A 20,320-nucleotide genomic window follows, 5' to 3' on the forward strand; every position below is an offset into this window, starting at 1 on the left:
TTACGACAGGACGTCGTGGTTTTAGCATGCCAACCTTGCTTGGCCTCCGGGGTCTCCTTTTATAACACTATTAATAGTTTTAATTAACTTTCTGAGAGAATTCCTTTTTATAGTGAATTTTATCAAATAAAAAAGCAAAAAGAGTTATCTTTTTGCTTTCTGTCTGTAAACAAAGTAAGAGATAATGATTTATATTGTAGCATCTTGTCTCTAAAAACCGTGGTTTGCGATATCTTCAATACTTTGTGTATTTGTTCCAGTGAGCTCTGCTTCAAACAAGTCTATAATTTGTAAAAATCTCTCAGCTTCCCTAAACACATGGTCTGCTAAAAGTGGATGTATAATACTTTTAATTTTACATGCTTCAATTAGATCACGAGCGGATTTCTTAAAGTCTCTAAGAGACTTTACTGAAACTCGATTTTCATCAAGTAATTTATCGATTAGTGGAACAGTCTCAGATTGCGGTTGCATCGCTTCTAAATCAACTGCTTGAAATAGTAATTGATCAAAATCATGACTAAAATCTCGTGCTTGTTCTACTAGTTTTCTTTCTGAAGGATCTAAAAGATGTCCAATAAACTTTGCATGATCTGCCATAATTCTTAGGAAGAATACATTCTCTCTAATAATGGCTGCAGGCTGTGGTTTTAGTTTCCCTTCATTTAATTCTTTTAAACGAGTTGCGAAGTATGCAGCTTCTCTACTTGTGTGGTCAACTAGCAGGGGGAAATTATTACCTGATATTTTACAAGTTATAATGAGCCCCAGTATTTTTCGCTTAAAGGCCCATATCATGGAAGCGGCATTATGAACTTCTATATTAAATTGTTGTATTTGTTGAGGATCTGATTGCATGGTGAAATTTTGAGCTTTAGTTTCAATTGCTTCAAATAATTTATAAAAGTGATCTGCTTCATTTATGAGTTCGGTATCATCACAATTAAATCCAAGCTTGAGAAATAATGAATGCTCTTTCATAATTCTTGACCAAAAAAGAATTTCATCTAATGAACGTGAAACAAAAAGGTTGGACATGACATCACCTCTACTAAGTATTTACCACTTCCATTTATATGTATTTTAATGTGTACCCGAACATTACAAGTCATAATAATAAAAGGAAACAAACATAATAAATTCATAAAACATTTTACTTGATTTTTTATCAGTTTAATATTAAACTGATAACAAGATCGATCTTAGAGGTGGTTACTATGCAAGATAATCATGAATTTTCTTCAAATAAATCAAAAAATTTAGCTATATTATTATGGTTCCGCTTAGCGCGTTTCTATCTTAAAAATGTTAGAGAGTCTAATCAACACCTAAAGAAGTGGGACTTAACGACTGCTCAATTTGATGTAATCGTACATGTTGGCAGAAATAAGAGAATTACACAGCAAGAATTAGCAGATAAATTAGTCGTAACAAAGGGAAACGTAACTCATTTGTTGAAAAAGATGGAAGAGATGAACTGGATTCAGAGGGAGGTTGAATGGAAGAATAAATATCTTTCATTAACTGAACTTGGTGAAAAAATGTATGAAGAAATTGTTCCAACGCAAGAACAATTTCAGCAAAACCAATTTAGCAAACTTACCGAAGATGAACAAAAACAATTGCTTAACTTATTAAGAAAACTAAATAAATGATCACAATGTAGAAAGGGAGAGAAAAAATGGAAAAAATGAAAGGGATACACCATATAACTGCCATTGTTGGCGATCCACAGGAAAACATGGATTTCTATGCTGGTATTTTAGGATTACGTTTTGTAAAGAAAACGATTAACTTTGATGATCCGGGAACATACCATTTTTACTTTGGTAATGAAGATGCAGATCCAGGAACGATTATGACGTTTTTTCCCTGGGCAAACGCATATAAAGGGAAAGTAGGAAGCGGCCAGGTAGGGATTACCACATTTTTAATTCCAACAAACTCATTAGATTTTTGGGAAAACCGATTAAAATCCTTTCATATTGATACGAAAAAAGTAACAAGATTTGGTGAAACTTTTCTACAGTTCGAAGATGTACACGGCTTACATTTAGAGCTAGTTGAAAGAGAAACAGATGCATCAAACACATGGGAGTTTAACGGTGTAACGAAAGAGGTTGCAATAAAAGGTTTTGGAGGAGCGGTTTTATATTCTGGTGCTCCACATAAAACTGCCGAGTTATTAGAAGATGTAATGGAATTAGAGAGCTTAGGCCAAGAAGGAAATTACTTGCGTTTTAAAGCAAGTGGCGAAATTGGTAATATCATAGATATCGAGCTTGCACCAGTTGGAAGGGGTGTGATGGGTGTTGGAACAGTACATCATATCGCTTGGCGTGCAAGTAATGATGAAGAACATGTAAATTGGCAGCATAAGATTCATGATCATCAATATGGCGTAACTGAAATAAAAGATAGAAATTATTTTCATGCAATTTATTTCCGTGAGCATGGAGGACTATTATTTGAAATTGCAACTGATCCTCCAGGCTTTATGATTGATGAACCGAAAGATAGCTTAGGAGAAAAGCTAATGCTTCCTAAATGGCAGGAAGTAAACCGTGAACTAATCGAAAATCATTTGCAACCAATTAATATAAGAGAAGTGAAGGGAGAAATTTAAATGAAACACTTATTCATTAAAGGGTCGAATCCGAGTAAGCCAACTTTTTTATTACTACATGGTACAGGAGGAAATGAACATGACCTGCTTCCAATTGCTGGTATGATTGATGATGAGGCTTCAATTCTATCAGTTAGAGGAAATGTAAGTGAAAATGGTATGCCAAGATTTTTTAAGCGATTAGCTGAAGGTGTATTTGATGAAGAGGATTTAGTATTCCGTACAAAAGAGCTAAAAGAATTTATCGATCAAGCTTCAACTGACTATGATTTTAATCCGAATCATGTCATTGCGATCGGTTACTCTAATGGAGCCAACATAGCTGGTAGCTTACTATTCCATTATGAGGATGTATTGAAGGGTGCTATGTTGTTACATCCGATGGTACCGATTAGAAACTTAGATTTACCACAAATGAAGAGTCTTTCAGTCTTTATTGGTGCAGGTAAAAATGATCCAATTTGTCTACCTCAAGAAACAGAAGAGTTAGCTTCTTTATTACAAGGAGCAGGTGCTACAGTAGAAACGCATTGGGAAAATAATGGTCATAGCTTAACAAGGACTGAAATCGAAAAAGCAACAGAATGGTACGAAAAAAACTTTTAAGAGGTGAATTCATGAAATCTTTTTCTCCAACAGATTTGAGTGAACGTGATAATTACAAGTTTTTAATTGGTGGTATTATTCCGAGACCGATTGCTTTTGTCACAACAGAATCAAGTGAAGGGATCTTAAATGGTGCACCATTCAGTTATTTCAACATCATAACGGCAAATCCACCTATGATATCTATTTCAGTACAAAGGCAAGCGGGTAAACAAAAGGATACTGCAAGAAATGCTATAGAGAAAAACGAATTCGTAGTTCACATTGTTGATGAATTAAATGTGGAAGCAATCAACAAAACAGCTGCAGCATTACCTGCTAACGAAAGTGAAATACAATTAGCGGGCTTAACGCCAGTAGATAGTGTAAAAATATCAGTGCCAGGTGTCAAAGAAGCGAAAATTCGTTTAGAATGCAAACTAGAACAAGCAATTCCTTTAGGAATGAATAATGAAGCCTGCGATTTATTAATTGGTAAAATTGTACATTATCATATCGATGAAGCTATTTATGAAAATGGACGAATTGACTCAAATGGTTTAAAGGCAGTCAGCCGTTTAGCTGGGGATCATTATGCTAAAATTGGTGAAATTTTTACAATTGAACGACCAAAATAATCTTATAATAAAAATGAAACCTTATCTAACAATAGATAGGGTTTTATTTTTTGTTGCAAAAACACTACTTGTTCTAGATTTTTCGCTGGCCAGTTGAGACCTCTAGAGCCTAATCTCAAGTTAAAAAGAACAATGTTAACGAATCTCAAAAAAAATTTAAAAAGAAAAATGAACGATTTGTAGAAGATAAACGTATAACCTATGTAATCAAATTAAACATGAATCATCTATTGCTTGGTGGAAGGAGGAAGGAATGGATTCTTTCGAAGAATTAGAAGTCGTCAAACTCGCCCAAGAGGGCAATCAGGAAGCATTTGCAGAGTTATTTCAAACATACTATTCCTTTTTATATAAATATATCTTAAAAATGACACTCGATCCACAAACAGCTGAAGACCTCGTTCAGGATACCATGTTAAAGGGTTTCGATCATATTCAAAAATATAACGCTCAGTCTAAGTTCTCTACATGGTTAATTACAATTGCCACGAGACTTTATTTAGATCAGCAAAGAAGAAAAAAGCGCGAGTGGTTTTGGCAAAAAACTGAAATAGAGAAATTGTCCCGTTCATTAAAATGGCAGCTTTCCTATAAAGGTTTTGAATGGGGTGATGTAATGGAAGGATTTAATAAATTAAAATCTGAAGTTCGAACTGCAATTTTATTAAAGCACTACTACGGATACACAAATGAAGAAATCGCCAAAATGATGAACATACGTGAAGGTACGGTTAAATCAAGAATTCATAATGGTATGAAGGAATTAAGAAAGGAGCTAATGCAGGATGAGTAAAGAAACAGATGAACTGTTATCAGCAATGAAGCAAATCGATGAAATAACTGAAGTTGAGATTCCATCGTTAAATACCATCACTCAAAAGATTTCTTTGCATCAGCAACAAAAAAGGTCGTCTTACGTGAAGGAATTAATTTTGTTTATTTGTGTAGCTTGTAGTCTTTTTGTCGGAGCAATCCTTCTTTCACTTCAAACACCAATGAATCTAATTATCATACAAGTGCTGGGTTTTATAGCAATACCATTAATTTTTATGAGAGACAAAAAGAAAATCGAAAGCGAGTGGTAGTTCAATGGAATGGACAGTTGAAAATAGTATTATATTGGTTTTAGTTTTCATCATTTTAATATCACAAAGTATCCTATTGTTTACGAATGCTAAAAAGAGAAATCGTTCTTCTTGGCTTTGGGGACTAGTTGGAATGATTCAGTTTCCTTTCCCTAGTATTTTCTTCTACTTTTTAGTCGTCAGGAAGGATCGGAATGCAAATAGAATATAAATAGTGAACGAAAGAGAGGGACTAAACATGGAGAGTAGACCAAGGTTAAATATACAAAGAACGCCTCTGCAAAATTGGATTAATATTATTTCAGTTTTTATAATTGGGGGAACGGCAATATATTTACTAATTAATTATGTGAAATTACCAGATCAAATACCGATGCATTTTAACTATATAGGAGAAGTTGATTATTGGGGACCAAAAGAAAGTATCTTCATACTTTTGGCAGTCAGCATCTTAATTTATATACTAAATACAAGAACTCAGCACATACCACATAAATTTAATTATATTGTAGAAATTACTGAAGAAAATGCAGAGAAACAATATCAAATGGCTGTCAGAATGATGTCTATTATGAACTTAGAGATTATGCTCATCACCTCGTATATAAGCTGGGTAATTGTTGAAAATATACAATTGAATTCATATGTCATGATCTTATTTTTAATCATATTGTTCAGTACCTTAATAATGTATTTAGTGAATTCAAGGAAATATAGATAACTTAGGATTGATAGAATACCAACCTTTTTAGAAGCATTTCTAAATAAGGTTGGTATTTTTTTGAATTTTTGTTTGACAAGTTTAGTGTATTAACTGTATAGTACACGTATAAGGTGTATGAACCAAGTAGTACACACACTAAAAATTGGAATGATGATTATAGGAGGTGGGCTGATGGAGTTTATTGTGAACAATAGAGAGCCAGTATATTTACAGGTAGTTAGGCATTTTAAACAACAAATTGCTAAGAGACTACTAGAAGCTGGACAAGAAATACCATCACGAAGAGAACTCGCTGTTCAATTTAATATAAATCCAAATACTGTACAAAAAGCGTACAAGGAAATGGAGGAACAAGGATTGATAACGACTGAAAAAAATTACCCAAGTAAAATAACGACAGATGTTGAAATACTTAAGGGAATACGAAATGAGTTAATTATGGAAGCAGTTAATGAGTTTGTTGATTCGATTAAAGTCATCAATGTCCCAGTTGAGGAATTACTAGAAATGGTTAAGAAAAATTATGAATTGAAGCAGACTAACCATGAGGAAGGAGGGTCTAAATGATAAAAGTAAGTAATGTTTCTAAAAAGTTCGGACGAAAACATGTACTAAGAAATATTAATTTTACTGCTAATAAAGGTGAGATTACATGTTTAATTGGAATAAATGGAGTAGGTAAGTCTACAACGATGAAAGCAATTATGGGTTTAACCCCAATTGATCAAGGTGAAATCTTAATAGATGAAAAGAAGATTCATCATTCAATGTATGAAAATATTACATTTATTCCTGATACTTTAACGATGCTTCCAAGTTTTACAGTTGGCGAAGCAATCCAATTCATGCAGGACTTTTATGTAAATTGGAATCAGGAACGTGCAAAAGAATTACTTGGATTTTTCAGATTAAATTTAGATGAAAAATTAGGTGAATTATCAAAAGGGAATGCAGCAAAAGCAAATTTATTATTTGGACTTGGGTTAGACGTAGATTATGTTCTAATGGATGAGCCATTCTCAGGTATTGATATGTTTAGTAGAGAGCAAATTGCCAAAGTGTTCACGAGTCATTTAATAGAAGATCGTGGTGTTATTATTACAACTCATGAAATTAATGATATTGAACACTTATTAGATAAAGTCATCTTATTGGACAATGGTGAAATCTTAAAAGAATTTTATACAGAAGAATTACGATCGGAAGAAGGAAAGTCAGTGATTGACGTAATGAGAGAGGTGTATCAATCATGAATCGATTTATCAAATTAGTAAATTTTGAAATGAACCGTTTTATCAAATTATATATTGGATTACTAGTTTTGACTGCAATTTCACAGTTTGTGAGTATTTTCATCGCAAAATCTGATTACTTAAATCGAGCAGAACAAGCAAAATATGCTAGTTCAAGCAAAGCGTTAGAAGAATTTATTTCGGTAAATGGCACTATTAGTTTTCATCATGTGACAAATAATATTTTCTTCGTAGCACCTATAGCAATTTGTGTGGCGTTAATGCTCCTTTATATTTTTATGATTTGGTATAGAGATTATTTTGGTAAAAACACGTTTATTTATCGACTATTTATGGTCCCAACATCAAGAATGACAATCTATTATGCAAAGGCAATCACAATTTTAATCATGATATTAAGCTTAATCGCTTACCAATTTATTTTACTTCCAATTGAAATAACAATATTTGAAAATAGTGTTCCTAGTGAATTACTAAGTAAGGTTAGTACATTAGATTTAATCTTAAATAATATGTTGTTTACAACAGTATTACCTAGTAACTTTATTCAGTTTCTATTATCGTATGGTGTCGGTTTAGTATCAATATTTGCGATTTTTACCGTTATTTTATTGGAGCGTAGCTTTAGGTGGAAAGGAATTGTGTTGGGGATTCTATATGCAGCCTTTATTGTGATTGTTCTTATATCACCTATTCTAATTAATGAGCTAGTTTTAATGCCTAATAATGGCTTTTCACTTTATCCAAAAGAAGTATTTTATATTGAGTTAGGTTTAATCGGTTTGATCACAGCTATTTCAATCATGTTAAGTAAGTACTTGCTACAGAATAAAGTTTCGGTGTAAGGGGGAGTAAAAATGAAACGATATCGAAATCTGGCTGTTATTGCAGCCGTAACAACAATCAGCCTTGGCGTGTTTTATACAAAGGTTGCCACATCAGAAAGTAATCTTCCCGTATTCTATATTAGTACAGAGCAAGGGGAAACGAGCGCTGCTAATAATTTAGAGGTTCAGGGGAATCTATATGAAAATAATATTAATAGATCTGTAACCATTACGACAAAAGGTAATGAGTACAAAAATGATAATTCAATATTTGATGAAATTAATCGCAAAACATTTGGTCTAGAAAAACTAAATACTTTGCAAAATGAAGAGAAAAATTTTATGCGTGGGAAAAATAATGAGACTAACTTTTATTTAGATAAAGATTATGTTTGGTATGCAGATGTAAGAGGAAAGAATTTAAATTTTCAAGCGAGAAATAATGATTACAAATTATATATAGACGGTTTAGATTTACAAAGTAAAGATCGCTTTAAATTTCAAGTAGATATTCCTAATGAAGAAGAGTACTCATATATAGGAATTGAAGATGTTCAGCTAGTCGGCAAAGAATTAGTTGTTACTACATTTCAAAACAAGAATTATGGAGAAAATGAACGTTACATTTATCGAATTAGTATAAATAAAAAACAAATGAATGATCGTAAACAGATTACGATAGACAAAGAAGAATCTACTATTCATACAGAATATACTAACCCATCTGAAATAGATTTAACAAAATCAAAAAAGTATTATGTTTATAAACAAGTAAAAATGAAAGACACCCATGAAGAAAACGGAGAAGTATTAAGCGAAGAACTTCATAGTGCAATGCACATATGGAATTTAGAAACAGGTAAGGAAGACAAACTAAATTTAACAAAAGAACAATTGCAAATAAGCAAGCAAAGCGAATTATTTCAGAGTGATAATATGCTTTACTTGATCAATCATAATGATCAAAACGTAACGGTATTAAAATATAGTTTAGAACGTAAAAAAATTGAAGGCGAGCCAACTGTTATTTCGAAAGAAAGTGGAGTCTCTTTTTCTGGCAATAAAATAATCGATGGCAAGTTGTATACGATTGCGAATAGAGAAAATGGAGAAAATCGTTCAATATATATTTTTGATTTAGTTACTGGAAAAACAATCTATGAAGGTGCAATTAAAGTTAAAAATACGCAAGAAAATAAAAAACAGCTTCTGAAAAAGTTAGAGTTATATGAATTTAATCTGCGCTAGTAGACTAACCTAGATCCGTAATGGACTAGGTTAGTTTTTTTATTTGCTTTCACAATCAAAGTAGCTTATAAATAAAATGAATGAAGGAATGTACGTTCTAGTTTAAAAGGTTTGTATTTTACATTTTGAGGACAATCATGAATATTAATTGAAAATATAAAGTACATTTGTTCTGTTTTTGATTGATTTTTGAAAAAATGTGGTAAAATAGAAGGATAGGTTTGTTTTGGAAATGGAGGCGGGGACGATGGAGCAGCAAAATTTTGAAGTAGTTTCTAATTATACACCTCAAGGCGATCAGCCAAATGCAATTAAAGAGCTTGTAGAAGGGGTTAGAAATGGTAAAAAGCATCAAGTGTTACTAGGTGCAACAGGTACGGGAAAAACATTTACGATTTCAAATGTTATTAAAGAAATTGGAAAACCAACATTAGTGTTTGCTCATAATAAAACACTTGCGGGTCAATTATATAGTGAGTTAAAGGAATTTTTTCCGAATAATGCTGTTGAATATTTTGTTAGTTACTATGATTACTTTCAACCGGAAGCGTATGTACCTCAAACAGATACTTACATTGAAAAAGATTCAAGTATTAATGATGAAATTGATAAACTACGTCACTCAGCCACATCTTCATTATTTGAACGGAATGATGTCATTATCGTAGCAAGTGTTTCTTGTATTTACGGTTTAGGTTCTCCAGAGGAATATCGAGAGTTAGTTTGTTCTCTTCGTACTGGCATGGAAATCAGTAGAGATGAGTTATTGCATAAATTAGTAGATATTCAATATGCGAGAAATGATATTGACTTCTCTCGTGGTACATTTCGAGTTCGTGGTGACGTTGTGGAAATATTCCCTGCGTCAAGGGATGAACATTGTATTCGAGTGGAGTTTTTTGGTGATGAAATTGAGAGAATTAGAGAAGTGGATGCACTGACTGGTGAAATTTTAGGTGATCGAGATCATGTAGCAATTTTCCCTGCATCTCACTTCGTAACGCGTGAAGAAAAAATGAAGATTGCTATTAAAAATATTGAAGCTGAATTAGAAGAGCGCTTAAAAGTAATGAGGGAGAACGGTAAATTACTTGAAGCGCAAAGATTAGAGCAAAGAACAAGATACGATTTAGAAATGATGAATGAAATGGGCTTCTGTTCAGGAATAGAAAACTATTCACGTCATTTAACATTAAGGCCACCAGGTTCAACACCGTATACTTTATTAGATTACTTCCCAGAAGATTTCTTAATGGTAATAGATGAGTCACATGTAACTGTGCCTCAAATCAGAGGTATGTTTAATGGAGACCAGGCGCGTAAGCAAGTTTTAGTTGACCATGGATTCCGTCTTCCATCTGCACTTGATAATCGTCCTTTACGATTCCAAGAGTTTGAAGATAAGGTTCAGCAAACAATTTATGTTACGGCAACACCTGGACCATATGAACTTGATTTATGCCCAGAAAAAGTAGAACAAATTATTCGCCCTACTGGACTATTAGATCCGACAATTGATGTTCGTCCAATAGAAGGTCAAATTGACGATTTAATTGAAGAAGTAAACCAACGAATCGCAAAAAATGAGAGAGTACTTATTACAACTCTTACGAAAAAAATGAGTGAAGATTTAACTGATTATCTGAAAGAAATCGGGATCAAAGTAAATTATTTACATTCAGAAATCAAAACATTGGAGCGAATTGAGATTATTCGTGACCTTCGATTAGGTAAATACGATGTATTAATCGGGATCAACTTATTGCGAGAAGGTATTGATATTCCAGAGGTTTCTTTAGTTGTGATTTTAGATGCAGATAAAGAAGGGTTCCTTCGTTCTGAACGTTCATTGATTCAGACAATTGGTCGTGCTGCGAGGAACTCAAATGGTCATGTTATTATGTACGCGGATAAGATGACAAATTCAATGAATATTGCCATTACAGAAACAAAACGTAGACGTGAAATTCAAGAAGATTACAATAAAAAACATGGCATTACGCCAAAAACAATTATTAAAAAAGTACGTGATGTCATTCGAGCAACTTCTGTCGCAGAGGATGAAGAAGTATATGAAAATGGTATTCAAGCTAAGTACTCGAAAATGAACAAAAAAGAACGTCATCTATTCATTCAATCTATAGAAATGGAAATGAAAGATGCTGCAAAGGCGCTTGATTTCGAAAGAGCAACTGAGCTACGTGACTTAATACTAGAGTTAAAGGCTGAGAGGTGAGGAACTTGAAGAATATGAATGAAATTATTATTAAAGGGGCTCGGGCACACAATCTTAAAAACATTGATGTGACGATTCCGCGTAATCAACTTGTTGTCGTAACTGGATTATCTGGATCGGGAAAATCCTCACTAGCTTTTGACACAATATACGCAGAAGGACAACGAAGATATGTAGAGTCATTATCTGCATATGCTCGTCAATTTTTAGGCCAAATGGATAAACCGGATGTAGACTCGATTGAGGGTCTATCTCCGGCCATTTCGATTGATCAAAAGACGACAAGTAGAAATCCCCGTTCAACAGTTGGTACTGTAACGGAGATTTATGATTATTTACGTCTACTATATGCTCGAATTGGTACACCAATCTGTCCAACTCATGGAATTGAAATTACATCTCAAACAGTAGAACAAATGGTTGATCGTGTGATGGAATATCCTGATCGTACAAAAATACAAGTGCTTTCTCCAGTTATTTCTGGACGTAAAGGTACACATGTAAAAGTATTTGAAGAGATTAAAAAAGAAGGCTTTGTTCGTGTACGTGTAGATGGGGAACTTTATGACGTATCGGATGAAATAGAATTAGAAAAAAATAAGAAGCATTCAATAGAAGTTGTAATTGATCGAATTGTGATTAAAGATGGAGTAGCATCTCGACTAGCTGATTCACTTGAAACTGCATTAAAGCTAGGAGAAGGCCGAGTTATTATTGATGTGATTGGAGAAGAAGAGCTTCTTTTCAGTGAACATCATGCATGTCCACATTGTGGTTTTTCAATTGGAGAGCTTGAGCCAAGAATGTTCTCATTCAATAGCCCATTTGGAGCGTGTCATTCATGTGATGGCTTAGGTACAAAATTGGAAGTTGATTTAAGTTTAGTCATTCCTAATGAAGAACTTACATTAAAAGAAAATGCAATTGCACCGTGGGAATCAATCAGTTCTATGTATTATCCACAACTTCTTGAAAGTGTATGTAATCACTATGGAATCAATATGGATATCCCATATAAAGATATACCGAAACACCAAAGAGACAAAATATTATATGGAAGCGATGGAGAACAAATCTATTTCAGATATGATAATGAACAAGGTCATGTTCGTGAAGCAATGATTGAATTTGAAGGTGTTATTTCAAATGTTGAAAGACGTTACAAAGAAACAACTTCTGATTATATTCGTGAGCAAATGGAAAAATACATGGGTGTGCAAAGCTGCCCAACATGTAAAGGACATCGATTAAGAAAAGAAGCACTTGCTGTATTTATTGGTGAGTTACATGTAGGTGAAGTAACAAAGATGTCTGTTAAAGAGGCGTTTGATTTCTTTGATACGCTAAACTTAACTCCGAAACAAGAACAAATTGCTACCTTAATCCTTAGAGAAATTAAGGAGAGATTAGGATTTCTTGTTAATGTAGGATTAGACTACTTAACTTTAAATCGAGCAGCTGGAACATTATCCGGTGGTGAAGCACAACGTATTCGTTTGGCAACGCAAATCGGTTCAAGATTAACAGGTGTTCTTTATATTTTAGACGAGCCTTCAATTGGATTACATCAACGAGATAATGATCGCTTAATTTCTACACTATTAAATATGCGCGATATTGGAAATACACTGATTGTAGTTGAACATGATGAAGATACAATGTTAGCGGCAGATTATTTAATTGATGTTGGACCAGGTGCTGGTGTTCATGGTGGACAAATCATTTCTCAAGGTACACCAAGAGAAGTAATGGAAGATAAAAACTCATTAACTGGTAAATATTTATCAGGTGAAAAGTTTATTCCCGTACCACTTGAACGAAGAAAAGGTGACGGCCGTGAAATTAAAATCGTGGGTGCAAAAGAAAATAATTTAAAAAACGTTTCAACTTCATTCCCATTAGGCACATTTGTTGCTGTAACAGGAGTGTCTGGTTCTGGAAAGAGTACTTTAATTAATGAAATATTATATAAATCATTAGCTCAAAAATTAAATGGTTCAAAGGTTCGTCCTGGAGAACATAAAGAAATTAAAGGGATTGAGCAATTAGAAAAAGTAATTGATATTGATCAGTCACCGATTGGTCGTACTCCTCGTTCGAATCCAGCAACATATACTGGCGTATTTGATGATATTCGCGATGTATATGCGTCTACGAATGAATCAAAAGTTAGAGGATATAAAAAAGGTCGATTCAGCTTCAACGTAAAAGGTGGAAGATGTGAAGCTTGTCGCGGAGATGGAATCATTAAAATTGAGATGCATTTCCTACCGGATGTCTATGTACCATGTGAAGTATGTCATGGGAAACGATACAACCGAGAAACATTAGAAGTGAAATATAAAGATAAATCTGTATCTGAAGTATTAGATATGACTGTTGAAGATGCAGTTGTATTTTTCGAGAATATCCCAAAAATTAAACGAAAACTTCAGACATTGAATGATGTAGGTTTAGGTTATATTACACTTGGACAACCGGCGACAACGTTATCAGGAGGGGAAGCACAACGTGTAAAACTTGCTTCCGAGCTTCATAAGCGTACCAATGGTCGAACATTATATATTTTGGATGAACCGACAACAGGATTACATGTAGATGATATTTCACGACTACTAGTCGTACTACAAAGATTAGTAGAAAATGGAGATACGGTTCTTGTAATTGAACATAACTTAGATGTCATTAAAGCAGCCGATCATCTGATTGACTTGGGCCCAGAAGGTGGAGACAAAGGTGGAACGATTGTTGCAACTGGTACACCAGAGGAACTTTGGCAAGGTAGAAGCTTCTCATACAGGGAAGTATTTAAAAGCAGTTCTTGATCGAGACAAAAGCCGAATGGAACAAAGAATGGCGTTAATGGAATCATAAAAATATGTTGAAAAACAAAGAGGGGAAACTACATTCTCCTCTTTGTTTTTGTATGTGTAAGTGAGCATTTTTCTGATAAAAAGAACCCAAAATGGATTTGATATGCTAGTTTTCGTTTTTTTGGACATTCTTTTTGTTTGTTTTGGCATAGAATAAATTATAAAGTATTTATTATAATAATTTTTATATAAATAGAGGCTGGATAGTTAGAGAGGAGATTACTGTGAGAAAATTATATCGATCTTCTAAAGACTCAATGCTTGCAGGAGTATGCGGTGGTTTGGGTCAATATTTTAATTTTGATAGTACATTGATACGATTACTCTTTGTTTTATTATTTTTTATCGGATTTGGTGCTATATTTTTAGTTTACTTAGTTTGGATTTTTATTGTTCCAAAAGAAGGCGAAGTGTAAATTTTATGAGATGGTTATTTTCATTAGCAATTAATAGTTTAGTTTTTATTGTAGTAGCTGGTTTTCTTCAACCAGATTTTTATGTAGCTAATATTCCAACAGCAGTCGTTGCTGCACTAGTTTTATCTATATTAAATACAATCATTAGACCCATATTAATTTTTATCACATTACCTGTGACGATTTTTACACTTGGTTTATTCCTGTTTATTATCAATGCGATTACATTAGAAATGACGGATTATATCCTTGGAGATGCAATCAGGGTTAATGGATTTGGTACGGCTATTTTAGCTTCAATTTTGATTAGTACATTTAGTATGTTAATACAGTATTTTGTTTTTGATCCAAAAAACAAAAAAACAACTGAACGCAAATAAAAGCTCCCTTTTGGGAGCTTTTTACTTTGTCACTCATTGCTGCTTGTTTTAGAGTACGGCTTGGGCTAGTGCTCCTTTATAGCAACAATTTTTCAATAAAGAGTTTTTTTCAAATTTAATGGAAATCATTATTTACCATGTTTACCTTTATGATGATTGTCGTCGTCATGCTTCTTATCATCGTCATCATGCTTCTTTTTTTTCTCAACGACAACAGTAATATTCGCTGAAAAATTTTGATAGCTAGCTTTTATGCTTGTAGCCCCTTTACCTTTTGCGACAATTTTGCCGTCTGAGAAGGTAACAATTTTTGTATTTCCAATTTTATATTTTACATCTTTAGTAATATCTTTTTTAGTTCCATCTGTATAAACTGCAAAAATTGTAATAGACTGCTTATCACCTTGCTGTAATTTCAATTTTGAAGGGTTAGCAATAATGTTCTTGATTTTAACTGGTGATTGTACAAAAACTTTACCTTCTGATTTTGCACTAAACTCCGCATATGAAACAGTAATGATTACATTGCTTTTTCCTTCCTTCAATGCTGTTACAATTCCATCTTTAACAGTAGCAACTGAAGTATTAGAGCTTTGCCAAGTCAAATTATCTTTTATAACTTCCTTGGAACCGTCCGAATAATATCCATAAACTTTTAATGGAAGAGTTTTCCCTACTGCTAGCTTAAACTCTTGTAGATCAATTTTGATCTTTTCTAATTCGACTGTGTCTTCAACGTTTATCGTTAATAAAACAATAAAATCTTTATAAGAAAATTGTAATTCTGTTGTGCCAAAATCTTCCCCAGCAGTAATAAGACCGTTTTCGAATTTTACAAGTTCATCATTATTTTCAACTTTCAATTCAGGACTCTTTGTCACGTCTTCTTTTTCGCCAAGATCATTTATATAAGTAAGGGTAATTTCTTTGGATTCACCAGGTGTGATTGCTATTTCGTTTTCAGATAGTGTTAATCGATCTTCAACGAGATTTACTTCTTCTGCATGAGCTACTACGTTAGTAAAAAACGGCATAAAAAAAGTAATTGCAAGTAGGAAAGAACATACTGCATTAGTCCATTTCTTAAACATAATTCCACCTCTATCATTTTATTCTGTTAACAATATTAATATCGGCATCGTTTTATTGTTTTTGTATATGAACAAAGGCAATTAGCGTACTTATTTTTTTCAATTAGGCTATTGTTAAAAAAATAAACATTAACAGCTCCTTCATTTAAAAAGTAGAAAATTCCTACACAACTTTGCTTTATAAAAATATAACTACTATTTCTCGACATTTTCCCACCAACTTTAAAAATGGTACAATATGAAAAGATAAATTTATAAAATGAAATGAAAAAAGAAAATTATAATCTAGGAGGCTCATGAATGGGTAAGTTACGTACGAAAGATATAGTTGAGCATTTTAAATTAGATGTAATAAGTGGTAGCGCAGGATTAAAAAGGTCCATTAATACGACTGATTTATCTCGACCTGGAATTGAAGTTGCAGGTTTTTTTACATACTACCCGTCTGATCGTGTACAGTTATTGGGGATGACTGAGCTAACGTTTTATGAAAGTTTAACGGATGAGCAAAAAGAAGACAGATTAAAAAAACTTTGTGCAGAGGACACACCTTGTATTATCGTGTCCCGTGGGCTTGAGATTCCTACAGAATTAATTGAAGCAGGTGAAGAAACAGGGGTTCCAATCTTACGTTCTGGTAGTAAGACGACTAAGTTATATAGCAGACTGACTAGTTATTTAGAAGCTAAATTAGCACCAACAACAGCTTTACACGGTGTATTAGTTGATATTTATGGTGTTGGTGTATTAATTACTGGTAAAAGTGGTGTTGGTAAAAGTGAAACCGCACTAGAATTAGTAAAACGAGGTCATCGCTTAGTTGCTGATGATTCAGTTGAAATCCGTCAAACTGATGAAGATACTTTAATCGGTTCTTCTCCGGAATTAATTGAGCACTTATTAGAGATTCGTGGATTAGGTATTATTAATGTGATGACACTATTTGGAGCAGGTTCAGTCCGTACTTATAAACGAATAACGTTAAATATTGATTTAGAAATATGGGATTCACAAAAAGTATATGATAGAGTCGGTTTAGATGATGAAAAGCTAAGAATATTAGATACAGACATTTCAAAAATTACATTACCAGTTCGTCCTGGTCGAAACTTAGCTGTTATTATTGAGGTTGCAGCAATGAATTTCAGATTGAAAAATATGGGTGTTAATGCAGCTCAACAATTTGCTGATCGCTTAGAAAAGGTAATAAAGGGCGGTAATAATACAAATTTAGATGATCTAAACGATTTAATATAAAAAATGAAGTGGGGAAAAATAGATGGAATCAAATATACAGCCATTAGATAAGGTGTTTTTTGAGCTAGGACCTCTTTCTATTAAGTGGTATGGGGTATTAATAGGTATAGGTGTCTTATTAGGTTTATGGTTAGCCATTCGTGAAGGGAAACGCCGCGGGGTTCATGAAGAAACTTTTATGGATATCGTACTAATTGCAGTTCCATCCGCAATTTTAGGGGCAAGAATTTACTACGTATTATTTGAATTCGATTATTATTCTAAGCATTTAAATGAAATTCCACAAATATGGAATGGTGGATTAGCTATACATGGTGGCTTAATTGGTGCATTTATTGCTAGTTATATTTTCTCAAAGAAAAAAGGTATATCATTCTGGAAATTAGCTGATATTGCAGCTCCAAGCATTCTTGTTGGACAAATGCTTGGACGCTGGGGAAATTTTATGAATCAAGAGGCTCATGGTGGAGAAGTTACTCGTTCATTCTTAGAGGGTTTACATTTACCAACTTGGATTATTAATCAAATGTATATTGATGGTGCATACTACCACCCAACTTTCTTATATGAATCAATGTGGAGCTTGCTAGGAATTATCTTATTATTGTCTTTAAGAAAGGTAAATCTTAGACGTGGAGAAATGTTCTTAACTTATTTAATTTGGTATTCAGTTGGTCGATACTTTATTGAAGGGCTTCGTACAGATAGTTTAATGTTAACAGATACTATTAGAATGGCTCAGTTTATTTCTGTATTAATTATTGTGTTTGCGATTATTGTTCTTGTTTATCGCAGGGTTAAAGGATTATCTAATGATCGTTATTTAGATGCATAATCAATAGAATTAACGGGTGAGGGGGGATTCGTTTTGGAAACATTGAAAAATGGGTTAAAAGTAGGTTTGTTGACATCTTGGAAGATGGGAAAAATTATCTTTCCAATTTCATTCATTTTAACGATCGTGAAAGAGACGAGTCTCATGGACTGGTTTGTTAACCTTCTTGAACCATTAATGAGTTTTATCGGTTTAAAAGGTGATGCAGCAATCGTTTTAGTTTTAGGTAATGTACTAAATTTATATGCCGCGATTGGCGCGATGCTTCCAATGGATTTAACGATGAAGGAAGCCTTAATTTTGGCAGTTATGCTAAGTTTCTCTCATAATTTATTCATAGAAACAAGTGTAGCAACCGCGGTAGGGATTCGAGCTTCCTTTGTAGTTTTTGTGAGGGTAGGTTTCGCAATCATATCTGCATTATGTTTGCATTTCTTTTGGCCAGGTGGAACTGAAATTGTTCATAAGGGTATAGCCGTTGCAGAGGCAACGAACATTAGTGGCTTGGAGTTAATAAAAACAGCCATTATTGCATCTGCTCTTGGCATTTATAAGTTAGTTATTATCGTTATTCCTTTGATGGTAGTGATCCAATTTGCAAAAGATTTAGGCTGGATGAACTACATTACAAAATTTTTATCACCTTTTACAAAATTACTAGGTGTAGAATCTAAGGCTGGTGTTACATTAGCAGCAGGTTTATTTTTCGGGTTAGCTTTTGGTGCGGGTGTTATGATTCAAGCGGTAAAAGAAGATGGCGTTTCAAAGAAGGATTTATATTTAGTATTCTTGTTTTTAGTGGCTTGTCATGCGGTAATTGAAGATACACTGATCTTTATCCCCTTAGGCATTCCAGTTTGGTATTTATTTGCCATTAGATTCTTTGTTGCATTAATTGTTACATGCTTTGTAGCAAGAATAATAGGTAAGGTTAGTAAGAAATCCGAAACTAGCTTAAACGCAGAAATGAAATAGTAGCAGTTAGAGAGGGAAATCTAATGAAAATTACAACATTATTATTTGACTTAGATGGTACATTGATTAACACAAACGAACTAATTATTGCGTCATTCATGCATACATTAGAGAAGTTTTATCCTGGTAAATATAAACGTGAGCATGTTATACCATTTATGGGTCCAACATTAACGGAATCTTTTTCAACAGTTGATGCAAATCGTGTAGATGAGCTAATTACAGAATATCGTCGCTTTAATGTTGAGATGCACGATGAATTTGTAGAAGAATATGAGACTGTTTATGAAACGATTGAAACATTACACGAACAAGGTTATAAGATTGGTATTGTCACGACGAAGGCAAGAAATGTAGTAGAAATGGGTTTAAGCTATAGTCGTTTGAAACAATTTTTTGATGTTGTTATTACAATCGACGATGTTCAAAATGCGAAGCCACATCCAGAGCCGATACAATTAGCTTTGAAAAAGCTAAATGCTACGCCTGAGGAAACTATTATGATAGGCGACAACTACCATGATATAGAGGGTGGCAAAAATGCTGGAACGAAAACGGCAGGCGTTGTATGGTCACTTAAAGGAAAAGAATTTTTAGAATCGTATCATCCAGACTATATGTTAGAAAAAATGAGCGATATCTTAACAATAATAGGAAGCGAAGAAAAGTGAGAAATACTAAAAGATACAATATTGAGGGGAAAAACTCACTTTGGCAGCTTTACAAGACAGTATCATTTTGGAAAACTTTTCGAAATGTAATCGTAATTGAAGCTGCACGATATATTCCATTTTTTAGTGTGAAAAACTGGATGTATAGACGATTAATTGGTATGAAAGTTGGTAATTACACTGCATTTGCTTTTAAAGTTACTCCAGACTTAATGTTTCCAGAGCTAATCTCAGTAGGGAATAATTCAATCATTGGTTATAATACTACGATTTTAGCACATGAATATTTAATAGATGAATATCGTTTAGGAGAAGTAGTAATTGGGGATAATGTGTTAGTTGGAGCAAATACTACAATATTACCTGGTGTAGTAATTGGTGATGGAGCGAAAATTTCTGCAGCAACTTTAGTCAATAAAGATGTACCAGCAGGAGCATTTGTTGGCGGTAATCCAATGACAATCATTTCGTTACCTGATGCTAAAAGTAGTATTAGTAAGTAAGGTAATATTTGTAAAATAAAAAAAGTGGTTCCATTATTCATTGATTTATGTAAAATAATGAATTGGACTACTTTTGAATTTTTTAAAGGTGGAAATT

General features: G+C 33.4%; 22 protein-coding genes and 1 pseudogene. 21 read left to right on the forward strand and 2 right to left on the reverse strand.

Annotated elements, in window-relative coordinates; translation table 11 throughout:
• Positions 1 to 210: 210 nt before the first annotated feature.
• A complete protein-coding gene (locus ABID96_RS02170; RefSeq protein ID WP_192603340.1) occupies positions 211 to 1,038 on the reverse strand; it encodes a DUF2935 domain-containing protein in 828 nt (275 codons plus the stop codon).
• A 179-nt stretch (positions 1,039 to 1,217) separates the two neighbouring features.
• On the opposite strand from ABID96_RS02170, the gene ABID96_RS02175 reads away from it, so the two are divergent.
• The 16 genes and pseudogenes from ABID96_RS02175 to ABID96_RS02250 all read left to right on the forward strand — a co-directional run bounded on the left by ABID96_RS02175 (position 1,218) and on the right by ABID96_RS02250 (position 14,891).
• A complete protein-coding gene (locus tag ABID96_RS02175; protein WP_192603339.1) occupies positions 1,218 to 1,655 on the forward strand; it encodes a MarR family winged helix-turn-helix transcriptional regulator in 438 nt (145 codons plus the stop codon).
• A gap of 26 nt (positions 1,656 to 1,681) precedes the next feature.
• Positions 1,682 to 2,626: a ring-cleaving dioxygenase gene (locus tag ABID96_RS02180; RefSeq protein ID WP_192603338.1), complete on the forward strand. Its 945-nt coding sequence runs from the start codon at positions 1,682 to 1,684 to the stop codon at positions 2,624 to 2,626.
• Positions 2,627 to 3,232, forward strand: a complete 606-nt coding sequence (locus ABID96_RS02185) for an alpha/beta hydrolase (RefSeq protein WP_192603337.1) — start codon at positions 2,627 to 2,629, stop codon at positions 3,230 to 3,232.
• Between the two features lie 11 nt (positions 3,233 to 3,243).
• Complete coding sequence (locus ABID96_RS02190) at positions 3,244 to 3,849, forward strand: flavin reductase family protein (protein ID WP_192603336.1); 606 nt, start codon at positions 3,244 to 3,246, stop codon at positions 3,847 to 3,849.
• 253 nt (positions 3,850 to 4,102) lie between these two features.
• Positions 4,103 to 4,642 carry an RNA polymerase sigma factor SigY gene (sigY, locus tag ABID96_RS02195; protein WP_192603335.1) on the forward strand — a complete coding sequence of 180 codons (540 nt, stop codon included), beginning with the start codon at positions 4,103 to 4,105 and terminating at the stop codon, positions 4,640 to 4,642.
• On the forward strand, positions 4,635 to 4,934 hold the full coding sequence (locus tag ABID96_RS02200; RefSeq protein ID WP_192603334.1) for a YxlC family protein: 300 nt from the start codon (positions 4,635 to 4,637) through the stop codon (positions 4,932 to 4,934). Before sigY ends, ABID96_RS02200 begins: the two co-directional genes overlap by 8 nt.
• 4 nt (positions 4,935 to 4,938) lie before the next feature.
• The gene (locus tag ABID96_RS02205; protein ID WP_192603333.1) at positions 4,939 to 5,145 is read left to right on the forward strand and encodes a transcriptional regulator; all 207 of its coding nucleotides are present in this window, start codon (positions 4,939 to 4,941) and stop codon (positions 5,143 to 5,145) included.
• A 27-nt stretch (positions 5,146 to 5,172) separates the two neighbouring features.
• On the forward strand, positions 5,173 to 5,655 hold the full coding sequence (locus ABID96_RS02210) for a DUF1648 domain-containing protein (RefSeq protein WP_192603332.1): 483 nt from the start codon (positions 5,173 to 5,175) through the stop codon (positions 5,653 to 5,655).
• A 174-nt stretch (positions 5,656 to 5,829) separates the two neighbouring features.
• A complete protein-coding gene (locus tag ABID96_RS02215) occupies positions 5,830 to 6,225 on the forward strand; it encodes a GntR family transcriptional regulator (RefSeq protein ID WP_192603331.1) in 396 nt (131 codons plus the stop codon).
• Entirely contained in the window at positions 6,222 to 6,911 is a 690-nt protein-coding gene (locus ABID96_RS02220) for an ABC transporter ATP-binding protein (protein WP_192603330.1), read from the forward strand. The genes ABID96_RS02215 and ABID96_RS02220 overlap by 4 nt, the downstream gene beginning before the upstream one ends.
• Entirely contained in the window at positions 6,908 to 7,756 is an 849-nt protein-coding gene (locus ABID96_RS02225; RefSeq protein WP_192603329.1) for a hypothetical protein, read from the forward strand. Before ABID96_RS02220 ends, ABID96_RS02225 begins: the two co-directional genes overlap by 4 nt.
• Positions 7,757 to 7,768: 12 nt before the next feature.
• Positions 7,769 to 8,986, forward strand: coding sequence for a hypothetical protein (locus ABID96_RS02230; protein ID WP_192603328.1), 1,218 nt, complete (start codon positions 7,769 to 7,771; stop codon positions 8,984 to 8,986).
• Positions 8,987 to 9,233: 247 nt separating this feature from the next.
• Positions 9,234 to 11,222 (forward strand): excinuclease ABC subunit UvrB, encoded by a 1,989-nt coding sequence (gene uvrB / locus ABID96_RS02235; RefSeq protein WP_192603327.1) that lies wholly within the window; start codon positions 9,234 to 9,236, stop codon positions 11,220 to 11,222.
• A gap of 14 nt (positions 11,223 to 11,236) precedes the next feature.
• Positions 11,237 to 14,096 (forward strand): annotated as a pseudogene (gene uvrA / locus ABID96_RS02240) (excinuclease ABC subunit UvrA).
• A 223-nt stretch (positions 14,097 to 14,319) separates the two neighbouring features.
• On the forward strand, positions 14,320 to 14,511 hold the full coding sequence (locus ABID96_RS02245; RefSeq protein WP_088000825.1) for a PspC domain-containing protein: 192 nt from the start codon (positions 14,320 to 14,322) through the stop codon (positions 14,509 to 14,511).
• Positions 14,512 to 14,516: 5 nt separating this feature from the next.
• The gene (locus ABID96_RS02250) at positions 14,517 to 14,891 is read left to right on the forward strand and encodes a phage holin family protein (RefSeq protein ID WP_192603326.1); all 375 of its coding nucleotides are present in this window, start codon (positions 14,517 to 14,519) and stop codon (positions 14,889 to 14,891) included.
• 128 nt (positions 14,892 to 15,019) lie between these two features.
• On the opposite strand, the gene ABID96_RS02255 is transcribed toward ABID96_RS02250, so the two are convergent.
• Positions 15,020 to 15,982, reverse strand: a complete 963-nt coding sequence (locus ABID96_RS02255) for an Ig-like domain-containing protein (protein ID WP_192603325.1) — start codon at positions 15,980 to 15,982, stop codon at positions 15,020 to 15,022.
• Between the two features lie 300 nt (positions 15,983 to 16,282).
• Here ABID96_RS02255 and hprK point away from each other — a divergent pair, with 300 nt between their 5' ends.
• Genes hprK through ABID96_RS02280 form a run of 5 tightly spaced genes read left to right on the forward strand, consistent with a single transcriptional unit; the run spans position 16,283 to position 20,223 of the window.
• The gene (hprK, locus tag ABID96_RS02260; protein ID WP_088000818.1) at positions 16,283 to 17,239 is read left to right on the forward strand and encodes an HPr(Ser) kinase/phosphatase; all 957 of its coding nucleotides are present in this window, start codon (positions 16,283 to 16,285) and stop codon (positions 17,237 to 17,239) included.
• A gap of 22 nt (positions 17,240 to 17,261) precedes the next feature.
• Entirely contained in the window at positions 17,262 to 18,074 is an 813-nt protein-coding gene (lgt, locus tag ABID96_RS02265; RefSeq protein WP_088000814.1) for a prolipoprotein diacylglyceryl transferase, read from the forward strand.
• 33 nt (positions 18,075 to 18,107) lie between these two features.
• Positions 18,108 to 19,049 (forward strand): nucleoside recognition domain-containing protein, encoded by a 942-nt coding sequence (locus tag ABID96_RS02270; protein ID WP_377896586.1) that lies wholly within the window; start codon positions 18,108 to 18,110, stop codon positions 19,047 to 19,049.
• A 23-nt stretch (positions 19,050 to 19,072) separates the two neighbouring features.
• A complete protein-coding gene (gene ppaX / locus ABID96_RS02275) occupies positions 19,073 to 19,720 on the forward strand; it encodes a pyrophosphatase PpaX (RefSeq protein ID WP_192603324.1) in 648 nt (215 codons plus the stop codon).
• Positions 19,717 to 20,223, forward strand: a complete 507-nt coding sequence (locus ABID96_RS02280) for an acyltransferase (protein ID WP_192603323.1) — start codon at positions 19,717 to 19,719, stop codon at positions 20,221 to 20,223. The genes ppaX and ABID96_RS02280 overlap by 4 nt, the downstream gene beginning before the upstream one ends.
• Positions 20,224 to 20,320 lie beyond the last annotated feature (97 nt).

The organism is Gottfriedia sp. OAE603 (assembly GCF_040543965.1).
GTDB classification, from domain to species: domain Bacteria; phylum Bacillota; class Bacilli; order Bacillales; family Bacillaceae_G; genus Gottfriedia; species Gottfriedia solisilvae.

Excerpts from the sequence above, each read along its gene's own strand:
- ABID96_RS02170 (WP_192603340.1), bottom strand. The coding sequence starts at position 1,038 with ATGTCCAACCTTTTTGTTTCACGTTCATTAGATGAAATTCTTTTTTGG.
- ABID96_RS02175 (WP_192603339.1), top strand. The coding sequence starts at position 1,218 with ATGCAAGATAATCATGAATTTTCTTCAAATAAATCAAAAAATTTAGCT.
- ABID96_RS02180 (WP_192603338.1), top strand. The coding sequence starts at position 1,682 with ATGGAAAAAATGAAAGGGATACACCATATAACTGCCATTGTTGGCGAT.
- ABID96_RS02185 (WP_192603337.1), top strand. The coding sequence starts at position 2,627 with ATGAAACACTTATTCATTAAAGGGTCGAATCCGAGTAAGCCAACTTTT.
- ABID96_RS02190 (WP_192603336.1), top strand. The coding sequence starts at position 3,244 with ATGAAATCTTTTTCTCCAACAGATTTGAGTGAACGTGATAATTACAAG.
- sigY (WP_192603335.1), top strand. The coding sequence starts at position 4,103 with ATGGATTCTTTCGAAGAATTAGAAGTCGTCAAACTCGCCCAAGAGGGC.
- ABID96_RS02200 (WP_192603334.1), top strand. The coding sequence starts at position 4,635 with ATGAGTAAAGAAACAGATGAACTGTTATCAGCAATGAAGCAAATCGAT.
- ABID96_RS02205 (WP_192603333.1), top strand. The coding sequence starts at position 4,939 with ATGGAATGGACAGTTGAAAATAGTATTATATTGGTTTTAGTTTTCATC.
- ABID96_RS02210 (WP_192603332.1), top strand. The coding sequence starts at position 5,173 with ATGGAGAGTAGACCAAGGTTAAATATACAAAGAACGCCTCTGCAAAAT.
- ABID96_RS02215 (WP_192603331.1), top strand. The coding sequence starts at position 5,830 with ATGGAGTTTATTGTGAACAATAGAGAGCCAGTATATTTACAGGTAGTT.
- ABID96_RS02220 (WP_192603330.1), top strand. The coding sequence starts at position 6,222 with ATGATAAAAGTAAGTAATGTTTCTAAAAAGTTCGGACGAAAACATGTA.
- ABID96_RS02225 (WP_192603329.1), top strand. The coding sequence starts at position 6,908 with ATGAATCGATTTATCAAATTAGTAAATTTTGAAATGAACCGTTTTATC.
- ABID96_RS02230 (WP_192603328.1), top strand. The coding sequence starts at position 7,769 with ATGAAACGATATCGAAATCTGGCTGTTATTGCAGCCGTAACAACAATC.
- uvrB (WP_192603327.1), top strand. The coding sequence starts at position 9,234 with ATGGAGCAGCAAAATTTTGAAGTAGTTTCTAATTATACACCTCAAGGC.
- ABID96_RS02250 (WP_192603326.1), top strand. The coding sequence starts at position 14,517 with ATGAGATGGTTATTTTCATTAGCAATTAATAGTTTAGTTTTTATTGTA.
- ABID96_RS02255 (WP_192603325.1), bottom strand. The coding sequence starts at position 15,982 with ATGTTTAAGAAATGGACTAATGCAGTATGTTCTTTCCTACTTGCAATT.
- hprK (WP_088000818.1), top strand. The coding sequence starts at position 16,283 with ATGGGTAAGTTACGTACGAAAGATATAGTTGAGCATTTTAAATTAGAT.
- lgt (WP_088000814.1), top strand. The coding sequence starts at position 17,262 with ATGGAATCAAATATACAGCCATTAGATAAGGTGTTTTTTGAGCTAGGA.
- ppaX (WP_192603324.1), top strand. The coding sequence starts at position 19,073 with ATGAAAATTACAACATTATTATTTGACTTAGATGGTACATTGATTAAC.